This window comes from Corynebacterium otitidis ATCC 51513, from assembly GCF_000296405.1.
Classification (GTDB): Bacteria; Actinomycetota; Actinomycetes; order Mycobacteriales; family Mycobacteriaceae; genus Corynebacterium; species Corynebacterium otitidis.
In genome coordinates this window covers 518,923-530,234 of sequence record NZ_JH815192.1, presented here as the reverse complement: position 1 = coordinate 530,234, position 11,312 = coordinate 518,923, and the positions used below count along the sequence as shown (strand labels likewise).

The window sequence follows — 11,312 nt, the reverse complement described above, 5'->3', positions numbered from 1 at the left end:
GCGCCGCGAGCCCGCGGGGCCGGGCGCGCCGCGCCCCGGGTGCGGCCTGCGTGTCGACCTGCGCGGCGGTCACTGCTTGCCCTCCTCGAGGCTCAGGCTCGCCAGCGGCAGGCCCTCGGCGATGTCGGTGGGCTCCACGCCGCGAAGTCCCGGGCGGGAGGCGACGATGGTGGGCACGTTGAGCATCGTGTCGGCGCGGGCCTCGGCCATGATGATGTCGACGGCGCGGGCCATCTCGTCGGCGGCGTCCTGTGGGGGCGCGGCCTGCGCGCGGGCGAGCTGCCCGCGGATCGCCGGCGAGTCGACGCCGAGGTAGTAGTCGGGGTCGCCGAAGAGCTGCGGGATGTCGCGCGGCTCCTCGTGGGCGACGAGCGTCATCTCGAAGTCGTGGCGGCCGATGACGTCGTCGATCCACAGCGGGAATTCGACCAGCTCGAGGTCGAGGTCGAATCCCACGTCGGTGAGCTGCGAGTAGAGCAGCTCGGAGGCGTTCATCGTGTAGGGCCGGGCCGGCACCGTCATCGTCACCTTGAGGCGCGGGTCCGAGCCATCGGTGGCGTAGCCCGCCTCGGAAAGGATCGCGCGGGCGCGCGCCGGGTCGAAGGGGTAGCGGGGCGTGGGGTCGAACCACGGGTCGGTGGGCGGCACCGGGGTGCCGCCGGTGAGCACGCCGAGGCCCTCGTAGACCGTCTCGCGGATCGCCTCGTGGTCGACGGCGGTGAGCACGGCGCGGCGCACCGCGAGGTCGTCGAAGGGCGCCTTCTTGTTGTTCATGCCGAGGAGGAACTCGCCCTCGCTCGTGCCGACGTCGACCTGCCAGCCGCCGTCGCGGGGGAGCCCCTCGAGCAGGGAGGGCGCGGGCAGCCGCCACACCGCGTCGACGTCGCCCGCGGCGAGCGCGTTGACCGCGGACGTCGCCTCGGGGAAGTAGCGCAACACGACCGCCTCGTTGGCGGGCTGATCGCCCCAGTAGTCGCCGCGGGCGCGCAGCTCGAGCGACTGGCCGGGCAGGAAGCGGCCCGCCTCGTAGGGGCCGGTGCCCACCGGGTCGGTGGCGAGCTCGTCGACCCCGCCGGGCGTCATCATCGCCCCGACGACGCCCGCGAGGTCGCGCAGCAGCCCGTTCGAGGGGCGGTCGAGGCGCAGCTCGAGGGTGTGGTCGTCGACGGCGACGACCTCGTCGACCGGGTCGAGGCGGGCCTTGAGCCCGTTCGTCCACGCGGGCGAGCTCACCCGGTCGAGGGAGAACTTCGCGGAGTGCGCGTCGAACGGCTCCCCGGTGGAGAACTCCACGCCCTCGCGGAGGTTAAAGGTATAGGTCAACCCGTCGGGGGAGACCTCCCAGTCGGTGGCGAGCAGGGGCTCGATCTCGCCGTCGGGGTCGACGGAGACGAGGGTCTCGTAGACGGTGCCGATCATCGCGTCGGAGACCGCGGTGCCCGTCGTCGTCGTGAAGTCGAGGCTCGCCGGGCCGGTGGTGAGGGCCACCGTCACGCCGCGCTCCGAGCCGGTCGCCACGGGCGCGGCGGTCGAGCCCGCCGAGCAGCCCGCAAGCGCCGCCGCGCAGGCCAGCACCGCCGCGGCGGCGCCGGCGGCGGGGCGGAAAAACGTCATGCCGAGACCCTAGCAGCAGCCCCAAGTGCTGGCAGGAAGTTGCCAGCTTCGTCTCAGGTCGCCGGGAGGGTCTCGGTCGGGGCCCTAGGGGCGGTAGGGCTCCGGGTCGTCGTGGAACGGGTAGTCGGTGTAGCCGTGCGCCCCGCCGCCGTAGAACGTCGCCTGGTCGGGCTCGGTGAGCTCGAGGCCGCGCTCCCAGCGAATCGGCAGGTCCGGGTTGGAGATCGTCAGCCGGCCCACGGCCACCGCGTCGCCGAGGCCCTCGTCGAGGAAGGACTCCGCGTCCTCAAGGCTCGTGGGCTCGGTCGCGGCGCTGGCGTTCGCGAGCACCGGGATGCCGCGCTCGCGCACGGCGTCGCGCACCGCGGCCACGCCCGCGGCCCGAAGGCTCGGGCTCGAGAGCGACACGTAGGCCAGGTCGCGGCGGGCGAGCCCCTCGCCGACGGCCCGGTAGGTCGCCGCGGCGTCCGAGTCGTCCGACTCGTCGAGCGCCTGGACGGGGAACTGCGGCGCGAGGCGCACGCCGGTGCGCTCGTCGCCGATCTCGTCGGCGACCGCGTCGACGACCTCGAGGACGAGGCGGGCGCGCTTCTCGGGCGTGCCGCCGTAGTCGTCGGTGCGGTGGTTCGCGCTGGGCGCGAGGAACTGGTGGAGCAGATAGCCGTTCGCGCCGTGCACCTCGACGAAGTCGATGCCCGCGTCGACGGCGCGGCGCGCGCCCCGGCGGAACGTCTCGACGATCTCGGCGATCTCGTCGACGTTGAGCTCCTTCGGGGTGGGCGCCTCCTTCGAGGAGCCGTCCCAGTCGTGGAACTTCACGCCGTCGGAGTGGGGGCTGGGCGCGACGGTGGGCGCGCCGCGCTGGATCTCGGGCGCGGAGACCCGGCCGCCGTGCATGATCTGGATGGAGAGCAGCCCGCCCTTGTCGTGCACGGCGTCGGCGACGCGCGTCCACGCGGCCTGCTGCTCGTCGTTGGCGATGCCGGTCTGCCCGGGGAAGGAGCGCGAGGAGAAGTCGACGAAGCTGCCCTCGGTGACGACGAGCCCGAAGGAGGCGCGCTGCGAGTAGTAGCGCTCGTGGAGCTCGGTGGGCAGCCCGTCCTCGCCTGCGCGCTGCCTGGTCAGGCCGGCGACCGTGACGCGGTTGGGCGCCTCGTGGGCGCCGAAGGTAATGGGACTAAAGAGCTTGTGTGCCATGCCCGGTGAACGAGCGAGGCCCCGAAAGGATTCCATCGGGCGGGCGTTCCTCCCGGGGCGAAAAGTTGGGCATGGCACAATAGTCCGGCGTGTGGGACGCACTCGAGGGCTTCGCGATCGTCGGTGTGATCATGGCCGTCGGGTACTCCCTGCAGCGCTTCGACGCGCTCGACGGTAGCGGGAGGCGTGCGCTCGGCTCGTTCGTCTACCTCGTGGCGACGCCGATGCTCATGTTCCACCAGATCACCACCAACCCGCTCGAGGAGATCCTCAACGTCTCCTTCGTCGTCGTCTCGCTCGCCGCGCTCGCCAGCGGGGTGGTGTTCTTCTTCGTCATCCGCTTCGGGTTCCGCGCCAACGGCGGGGAGTCGATCATCGGGATGCTCGCCGCCTCGTACGCGAACGCCGGGAACCTCGGCATCCCGCTCGCGGCCTACGTATTGGGTAACACCTCGGCGGTCATCCCGGTCATGCTCTTCCAGGTCGGGCTGTACGCCCCGGTGACGACGACGGCGCTTGACATCGTCACCGACCACGGCCGGCACGGCTGGCTCCACAACCTCGTCGTCGTGCCCCTGCGCAACCCCATGCTGCTCGCCTCGCTCGCGGGGCTGGCCTTCGCCATTACCGGGGTGCCCGTGCCCGGCGTCGTCGCGGAGCCCGCCGGCATCCTCGCCGGCGCGTCCGTGCCGCTCGCGGTCATCGTCTTCGGCATGTCGCTCGCCGGCTCGCGCGTGCGCATCACCGCCCCGGTGCTGGCGCTCGTCGTCGCGAAGAATATCTTCCACCCGCTCATCTCCGCGGCGATCGGCCTGGCCTTCGGGCTGGGCGGCGACGCGCTCTTCGCGGTCATCGTGCTCGGCGCGCTGCCCACCGCGCAGAACGTCTACACCTATGCGCTGCGCTTCCGCACCGGCGAGGCGATGGCCAGAGACTCCGGAGTGGTCACCACGATCGTCGCCGCGCCGGTCATCCTCGCGCTCGCGGTGCTCTTCGACTAGCCCGGCCGCGGCCCTAACCCTTCGCAGGGCGAAACGATACGCCGCGGTAGACTCGGGGTTGTTTGTTTCCCGGCCGGCCCCGCGCCCGCGCGCCCGGGGCCGGCCGCTTCGCACAACCAGAGACGGGGAATCCCCACCATGGCTCAATCCGACACCGAGGCCGCCAACCAGGACGACGAGGAACGCGGCGGCGGTCGCGCCGCCACCCTCTTCACGCCCGCGACCGTCGACGCCGCCGGCGCCGAGGTCGGCAGCGAGGAGCGCCGCCAGCTCAAGCACGGCGGCGAGCCGCTCGTCGTCTACGGGGCGGTCGGCTTCATCGTCGTGTTCGTCAGCGCGATCCTCCTCTTCGGCGACGCCGTCCACGACGCGATCACCACCGCCTCCGACTGGCTGCTCGAGAACTTCAACTGGCTCTACATCGGCGGCACGTCGCTCATGCTCATCTTCGTGCTCGTCATCTTCGTCTCCCGCTACGGGACAATGAAGCTCGGCGACGACGACGAGGAACCCGAGCACTCGCTCGTGTCGTGGTTCTGCATGCTCTTCGCCGCAGGCCTGGGAGCCGTGCTCATGTTCTGGGGCGTGGCGGAGCCCATCAACCACTCCTACAACGTGCCCATGGGCGACGCCGAACCCATGTCCCCCGAGGGCGTCGAGGAGGGCTTCGCGTTCACCTTCTACCACATGGCGATCCACCAGTGGATCCTCTTCACCGTGCCCGGCCTGGCGCTCGGCTACTTCATCTACAAGCGCCACCTGCCGCCGCGCCTGTCCTCGGTGTTCGCGCCGCTGCTCGGCCGCCACATCTACGCCACCCCCGGCCGGCTCATCGACGTGCTCGCGATCCTCGGCACCACCTTCGGCATCGGCGTCTCCGTCGGGCTCGGGGTGCTGCAGATCAACTCCGGCCTCAACAAGATGTGGGGCGTGCCCGAGGTCAGCTGGGTGCAGCTGCTCGTCATCGTGGCGATCGCCGCGGCCGCCTCCCTGTCGGTGGCCGCCGGGCTCGACAAGGGCATCAAGGTGATCTCGAACCTCAACATCGGGCTCGCCGTCGCGCTCATGATCTTCGTGTTCTTCACCGGCCCGACCCTCATCCTCGTGCGCCAGATCGTCGAATCCTTCGGGATCTACCTCGACTGGCTGCCGCGGATGATGTTCTGGTCCGACTCGTTCAACACCAACCCCGGCTGGCAGGGCAAGTGGACCGTGTTCTACTGGGCGTGGACGATCTGCTGGTCGCCCTACGTCGGCATGTTCCTCGCCCGCATCTCCAGGGCCCGCTCGGTGCGCCAGTACATCGGCGGCGCGCTGCTCCTGCCCGCCGTGTTCGTCGTGATCTGGTTCTCGATCTTCGGGCGCGCCGGCGTCGAGATCGAGCTCGACAACCCCGGCGCGATCACCGAGCCCGTCGTCGAGCAGGAGGACGTGCCCGCCGCGCTGTTCACGCTGCTCGAGTCGCTGCCGCTCACCAACCTCATGTCGGGGCTCGCGATCGTCGTCATCATCCTCTTCTTCGTCACGTCGATGGACTCCGCGGGCCTGGTCAACGACATGTTCGGCACCGGCCGCGAGGACGCCTCGCCGACGGTCTACCGGATCCTGTGGGCCTGCCTCATCGGCGCGGTCGCGGGCGCGCTGCTCCTGCTCGGCGGCGACACCGGCATCGAGACGCTCCAGCAGGTGGTCATCATCGGGGCGGTGCCCTTCTTCCTCATGGCGTTCGTCATGATGGCCTCCCTGTTTAAGGGCATGCACGACGATGCGGCTGCCGCCCGCGGGGTGCGCACCCGCAAGTGGGACACCGCCGATAGCCCGGAGAAGCTCGAGGCCTACGAGGCGGTCACCGCGCCGGGCTACGACGAGGAGGGCAAGCCCATTCAGCCCCCGGAGATCGACTACGACGCCGAGGGCAACCTCCGCCTCAAGGGCGACCTGCGCGTCGGCGGCACGATCGGCATCGGCGACGTCGACGAGGACGACGCGCCCGAGACCTCGGCCGAGAACGACGGCGACGAGGGCGGCGGCGACGCGTCCGGCGGCGAGCCGGGCGGGCGCGGCTAGCGCCGCGACGCCGCGGCGCCCTCGCCGCGAAGGCACAAGAACGCCGGCCCCGCCGGGCGGATGGTTTCGCCCGGCGGGGCCGGCGTCGTGCGTGGTGTTTGTGCGCCCGGGCCGCCGAGGCGGCCCGGTAATAGAGGTATGCGGCGCGCTAGCGCTCGCGGGGGTCGCCGGCGGCCACGCCGTTCGGCTCGAGGCCCCAGGCGTCGGCGAGGATCTCCACGGAGCGGTCCGCCTCCTTCGCGGTCGGGCCCTGCGCGGAGATCATGAGCTCGTCCGCGCCCACCGAGTCGCGGAACTCCTCGAGGTACTCGCGGATCTGCGGGGCGGTGCCCACCGCGGTGTAGCGCAGCATGTCGAGCACCTGCTGGCCCTGCGGCGAGTCGACGAGCTGGTCGAGCTGCTCCTCGGTGATGCGCCCCTCGCCGCGGGAGACCATCCGCGCCAGCCGCCGGCGGCGCACGAGCTCGTTCTGGCGGTGCGCGTCCGACTCGTCGTCCGAGGCCGTGACGTTGACAGCCGCGATGAGGTACGGCTCGGAGAGCTCCTCGGACGGCTCGAAGTTCTCCCGGTAGTAGCGCGTCGCCTGCTTCAAGTGCGTGGGCGCGAAGTGCGAGGCGAACGCGTACGGCAGCCCGAGGCGCGCCGCGAGCGTCGCGCCGAACATCGAGGAGCCGAGGATGTAGCGCGGCACGTTGGTGCCCGCGCCGGGCATCGCCTGCACCCCCGGCACCGGCGAGTCGCCCGCGAGGTAGCGGCCCAGCTCGATGACGTCGTGGGGGAAGTTATCGGCGGCGTTGGGGTCGCGGCGCAACGCCCTACCGAGGGTGTTCATGTCCGTGCCCGGCGCGCGGCCGAGGCCCAAATCGATGCGGCCGGGGTACATCTCGGCGAGCATCCCGAACTGCTCGGCGATGACGTAGGGGGAGTGGTTGGGCAGCATCACCCCGCCCGAGCCGAGCCGGATGCGCTCGGTGTGCGCGCCGATGTGCGCGATGAGCACCGCCGGCGCCGAGGAGGTGATCGAGGGCATGTTGTGGTGCTCCGCGTACCAGATCCGCCCGTAGCCGAGGCGCTCCGCGCGCTGCGCGAACGCCACCGAGCGCCTAATCGACGCGCCGGGCGCCTCGTCGCCGTAGACGGTGCAAAAGTCGATCAGTGACAGCGGGGTGGTAGTCATGACGCTCCCTCATTCGCGGTTTTTGGTGAGTCCTCGCGCGGGCCCGCGCCGCCGGCGGGGCTGGATCGGTGTCGCTCGGCCGCGGCGCGGGGTCGCTATCCCGCCCAGTGTAGTTCCGCCCGGCGGTTCGCGGCCGCCGGCGAGCGTTGCCGCCCTCGTGTCCGCGGGCATGAAAAATGCCCCCGCCCGCGCGGCGCGGGCGGGGGCGGCGGGAGCCTTAATAAGGCCTAGGCGGCCGGGTGGCTCGCCGTGGCGCCGGGGGAGGAGACGACCTCCCGGTCCTGCTCCGCGGGGCCGGGGTGGCCGGGCCGGGCCGGCGGCTCGTGCGGGCGGATCGCGTCGGCGATGACGCCGACGACGATGGCGATCGCGACGGGCAGCACCCAGCCGAGCTGCACGTCGTGCATCGGCGCCCAGGAGATCACCGGCTCGAGGAAGCTCAGGCCCAGGCCGCTGAGCGACATCATCGCCGACCACGCGACCGCGGTCCAGATCGCGACGCGGAAGGTGTAGTAGAAGAAGAACTTGCCGCGCAGCATCGGCTCCACCAGCGTGAGGAGGATGAGCGTGATCGCCGGCGGGTAGATGAACTCGACGACCGGGGCGGCGATGTTGAGGACCGTCTCCAGGCCGGCGGCGGCGAGCACGAAGGACACGAGCGTGAAGATGATCGTCCACGCCCGGTAGGACACGCCGGGCAGCAGGTAGTTGAAGAACTCGGAGCTCGCGGCGATGAGGCCGACGGCGGTGGTCAGGCAGGCGAGCATGACGATCGCGCCGAAGACCGCCTGGCCGGGCCCGCCGAGGACCGAGCCCGCGGTGTAGGCCAGCAGGCCGGCGCCGTCCTCGAACTGCTCGCCGCCCTCGATGCGCAGGCCGATGACGCCGAGGCCGACGTAGATGAGGCCCAGCAGCAGGCAGGCGATGGCCCCGGCGCTGATGACCCCGCCGAGCAGCTTGCGGCCGGGCTTCACGCCGGCGGAGCGCAGCGCGTTGATGACGACGATGCCGAACGCCAGCGACGCGATCGAGTCCATCGTCAGGTAGCCCTCGATGAAGCCGCCGGCGAGCGGCGCGTCGGCGTACTGCTCGTTGGGCTCGTTGGGGGTGTCCGAGAAGTTCGCGATCGACAGGACGATGAGCACGACGAGCAGCACGAGCAGGATCGGGGTGAGGATCTTGCCGAGGTTGTCGATGAGCCGCGACGGGTTCGAGGCGAGCAGCAGCGCGACGCCGAAGAACACGAAGTTGAACGCCGCGGAGGCGGCCAGCGAGTCCCAGCCGGTGAGCGGCTGGATCGCGGTGGAGAAGCTCACCGCGCCGGTGCGGGGCAGCGCGTAGAACGCGCCGATGGAGAGGTAGGCGACGACGGGGAAGATGATGCCGAAGACGACGCCGGCGCGCGCCGCGAGGTGACGGACGTTCGTGCCGGACACGGCGATGGCGATGATGCCGAGCACCGGCAGGAGCACGCCGCCGCCGAGGAAACCGATGATCGCGGGGGCGAAGTTCTCCCCGGCCTCGACGCCGAGGACCGGCGGGAAGATGAGGTTCCCGGCGCCGAAATACATCGAGAACAGCATGAAGGCCGTCGCGACGACCAGCCAGGGCGACAGACGCCGCGAGCCCGATGATGTAGTGGACGTCATAGTTGAGCAGTCTTTCTTCACGAATCGCTGGGAATGATGAAGAAAGAGTCTACTGCCGGCGTCCACCCCGCGAAAACCACCCGGGGACACCATCCCGCCAGGCGGGATGCGGGTGGGGAGCGTTAGGAGGCTGCGGCGCCCTCGGCGATGCGGTCGATGAGGTCGCCGAGCACCTCCGGGGAGGTGCCGAACGTCAGGCGGGCGAAGCCCTCGCCGCCGAGCCCGAAGTTCGTGCCCTCCTGGAGCGCGACCCGCCCGTGCTTGAGGAGGTGCGCGGCGGGGTTGTTCGGGATCGCGGTGTCGCGGAAGTCGAGCCACGCGAGGTAGGTCGCCTCCGGGCGGGCGACCTTTAGGCCCGGCACGCGGCGGGGCAGCTCCTCGACGAGCCGGTCGCGGTTGGCGCGGATGACCTCGACCTCCTCGTCGAGGAAGTCGCGCGCGTCGCGGTAGCACGACGCCGCCGCGATGACCCCGAGGGTGCCGGTGCCGTCCTTGGTGACCTTGTCGAGCCCGCGCCAGATCCGGTGGTCGTCCTCGTTGCTGAAGACGATCTGCGCGCACTTCAGGCCCGCGATATTCCATGCCTTCGACGTGGCGGTCACCGTGACGCACACCTCGGCGGCCTTCTTAGAGAGGCTGGCGGCGGGCACGTGCGTCCCGTCGAGGACGAGCGGGGCGTGGATCTCGTCGACGAGGAGGCGCGCGTCGTGGCGCGCGGCGAGCTCCACGAGGTCGCCCAGCTCTTCGGCGCTGAACGTGTAGCCGAGCGGGTTGTAGGGCGAACAGAGCAGCAGCGAGCCCGCGCCCTTCTCGAAGGCCTCCTCGAGCTCCGCGAGGTCGAGCCCACCGTTGGCGTCGAGGTCGATCTTCTCGCGGCCCGCGGCCTGCGGGATGGAGAGGAACGGCGGGTAGGCCGGCTGCGGCACGACGACCGCGCTGCCCGGCCGGGTGAGGTGCTCGACGGCGAGGGTGAGGCCGCGCACGACGTCGGGCACCCAGTCGATGAGTTCCGGCCGCGGCCGCCAGCCGAAGCGGTCCGCGTAGAAGTCGCTGAGTGACTGCTGCAGGTCCGAGGAGCCCGGCGTGTAGCCGAAGGTCTCATCCTCCACCGCGCGGCGCAGCCGGTCCTTGACCGCCGGGGCGGTGGGGAAGTCCGACTCGGCAATGAACGCGGGCAGCACGTCCTCGGGGTAGACCGTCCACTTGCGGGTCCCGCGGGCGCGAAGCTGGTCGTAGCTGAGCGTATCCATGGCCGCCGAGTGTAGCGGCGCGGCGCGGGTGCCCCCGGCTAATTATTCAGCCCTCCGGCGGCAGGGTACGGGAGATTACCGGCGGGCGCGCGGGGGTTTTAGACTGGTGGCCGGTTATTTTTCTTCTCGCTCGCCGGGGACGCGCGTCGCGCGCCGGCGGAAAGGTGGACATGACTCGGATGCGCGCATCCCGGTGGCTCACGGCGGGCGTCGCCGGCTGCCTTCTCGCCCTCACCGCCTGCGGCGACGGCGACGGCTCGGGGAACCCGGACGAGGAGATCGAGGTCACCTCGAGCGCGACGCCCACCGCCGAGCCGGAGGAGACCGAGCCCATCGTCGTCGACCCGCCTGAGACCCACGACCGCATCGAGGACGAGGGTATGGGCGTGACCTGGACGCTGCAGCAGCCCACCGCCGGCCCCAACGGCGGGGCGATCATCACCGTGCGGATCAGGAACGACAACGAGGAGCCGCTCCACCCCGACTCGCTCGACGAGCCCACCCTCGAGATCGGCGGCGAGTCCGTCGACCGGCTCCCCGCGGAGGACGCCGGCACCGTCAACCAGGACGGCCTCGACCTCCCGCTCGGCGCCGGCGCGGCGACGAACCTGCGCTTCCCCTACGACACGACCGTCGGGGCGCTCTCCGACGCCGAGTTCAGCATCGGCAACGTCGTCTACCGCGGCAACCTCAACTAGCCGGCGCTTTTCCTGCGCCTTCCGTTAAGCGGCGCGCCGCCCGGGAACCCGCCCGGGCGACGCCGTCGTCTAAGCCCACCGTTCCAACCGCCCGCCCCGAAGACCACGACCGGCGGGCACACCACCGAGCGGGGGAGACGACCGTGCAGCTCAGCCTAGATCCACGCGCCCTTTCTCGCGCCGCAGAGCAGCTGCGCGGCGCGGCCGACGAGCTGCGCGGCGCCGCCGCCCGCGCGCAGTCGACCGCCCTGTCGGGGAGCTTCTCCGCGATCTCCGGGCTGGGCAACCTCGGCGGGCACCACGGCGGGTTCCTGCGCGGCGGCGACGGCTCCGCCCGCGCCGTGCTGTCCTCGCTCGCCGACGAGCTCGCCTGGTCCGCGGACGGCCTCGGCGCCACGTTCGCGGCCGTCACCGGCCAGGACCTCGCCTCCGCAGCGGCCCTCGAGCGCGGCGCCGCGAGCTTCGCGGTGGCCGGCTTCCCGCCCCGGCCGCCGCGCCGGTTCGCTTCCTTCTCCTTCCCAGCGCCCGCCTGCGGCGGGCTGCCCGGCCTCGCCGAACTCGAGCAGCGGGCTAGATCCTCACGCACCGGGGACGCCGCGCAGGCCGCGGACGCCTGGCGCGCGGCCGCAACCAGCGCCGCGCAGGCCGCCACCCGGGCC

9 protein-coding genes are annotated in these 11,312 nt (G+C 71.6%); 4 read left to right on the top strand and 5 right to left on the bottom strand.

Features of this window, described 5'->3' with window-relative positions:
• Positions 1-69: 69 nt before the first annotated feature.
• Positions 70-1,614, bottom strand: coding sequence for an ABC transporter substrate-binding protein (locus HMPREF9719_RS02320; protein ID WP_004600358.1), 1,545 nt, complete (start codon positions 1,612-1,614; stop codon positions 70-72).
• An 84-nt stretch (positions 1,615-1,698) separates the two neighbouring features.
• Positions 1,699-2,847 (bottom strand): alkene reductase, encoded by a 1,149-nt coding sequence (locus HMPREF9719_RS02315; protein ID WP_004600357.1) that lies wholly within the window; start codon positions 2,845-2,847, stop codon positions 1,699-1,701.
• A 53-nt stretch (positions 2,848-2,900) separates the two neighbouring features.
• Between HMPREF9719_RS02315 and HMPREF9719_RS02310 the strand changes: the two genes are divergently transcribed.
• Together HMPREF9719_RS02310 and HMPREF9719_RS02305 are read left to right on the top strand one after the other, a co-directional pair.
• Positions 2,901-3,812 carry an AEC family transporter gene (locus HMPREF9719_RS02310; protein WP_004600356.1) on the top strand — a complete coding sequence of 304 codons (912 nt, stop codon included), beginning with the start codon at positions 2,901-2,903 and terminating at the stop codon, positions 3,810-3,812.
• Between the two features lie 138 nt (positions 3,813-3,950).
• The gene (locus tag HMPREF9719_RS02305) at positions 3,951-5,879 is read left to right on the top strand and encodes a BCCT family transporter (RefSeq protein WP_004600355.1); all 1,929 of its coding nucleotides are present in this window, start codon (positions 3,951-3,953) and stop codon (positions 5,877-5,879) included.
• Positions 5,880-6,027: 148 nt separating this feature from the next.
• On the opposite strand, the gene HMPREF9719_RS02300 is transcribed toward HMPREF9719_RS02305, so the two are convergent.
• The 3 genes from HMPREF9719_RS02300 to HMPREF9719_RS02290 form a co-directional block, all read right to left on the bottom strand.
• A complete protein-coding gene (locus tag HMPREF9719_RS02300) occupies positions 6,028-7,056 on the bottom strand; it encodes an LLM class flavin-dependent oxidoreductase (RefSeq protein WP_004600354.1) in 1,029 nt (342 codons plus the stop codon).
• Between the two features lie 227 nt (positions 7,057-7,283).
• The gene (gene brnQ, locus HMPREF9719_RS02295; RefSeq protein WP_046644506.1) at positions 7,284-8,705 is read right to left on the bottom strand and encodes a branched-chain amino acid transport system II carrier protein; all 1,422 of its coding nucleotides are present in this window, start codon (positions 8,703-8,705) and stop codon (positions 7,284-7,286) included.
• 122 nt (positions 8,706-8,827) lie between these two features.
• Complete coding sequence (locus HMPREF9719_RS02290) at positions 8,828-9,955, bottom strand: MalY/PatB family protein (protein WP_004600352.1); 1,128 nt, start codon at positions 9,953-9,955, stop codon at positions 8,828-8,830.
• 179 nt (positions 9,956-10,134) lie between these two features.
• On the opposite strand from HMPREF9719_RS02290, the gene HMPREF9719_RS02285 reads away from it, so the two are divergent.
• Both HMPREF9719_RS02285 and HMPREF9719_RS02280 read left to right on the top strand, forming a co-directional pair.
• Positions 10,135-10,653, top strand: a complete 519-nt coding sequence (locus HMPREF9719_RS02285; RefSeq protein ID WP_004600351.1) for a hypothetical protein — start codon at positions 10,135-10,137, stop codon at positions 10,651-10,653.
• A 143-nt stretch (positions 10,654-10,796) separates the two neighbouring features.
• On the top strand, positions 10,797-11,312 hold a 516-nt coding region (locus HMPREF9719_RS02280; protein ID WP_004600350.1), incomplete at its 3' end, for a hypothetical protein.

Bases quoted from the DNA above. Each gene is read 5' to 3' on its own strand.
- HMPREF9719_RS02320 (WP_004600358.1), bottom strand. From the start codon at position 1,614: ATGACGTTTTTCCGCCCCGCCGCCGGCGCCGCCGCGGCGGTGCTGGCC.
- HMPREF9719_RS02315 (WP_004600357.1), bottom strand. From the start codon at position 2,847: ATGGAATCCTTTCGGGGCCTCGCTCGTTCACCGGGCATGGCACACAAG.
- HMPREF9719_RS02305 (WP_004600355.1), top strand. From the start codon at position 3,951: ATGGCTCAATCCGACACCGAGGCCGCCAACCAGGACGACGAGGAACGC.
- HMPREF9719_RS02300 (WP_004600354.1), bottom strand. From the start codon at position 7,056: ATGACTACCACCCCGCTGTCACTGATCGACTTTTGCACCGTCTACGGC.
- brnQ (WP_046644506.1), bottom strand. From the start codon at position 8,705: ATGACGTCCACTACATCATCGGGCTCGCGGCGTCTGTCGCCCTGGCTG.
- HMPREF9719_RS02290 (WP_004600352.1), bottom strand. From the start codon at position 9,955: ATGGATACGCTCAGCTACGACCAGCTTCGCGCCCGCGGGACCCGCAAG.
- HMPREF9719_RS02285 (WP_004600351.1), top strand. From the start codon at position 10,135: ATGCGCGCATCCCGGTGGCTCACGGCGGGCGTCGCCGGCTGCCTTCTC.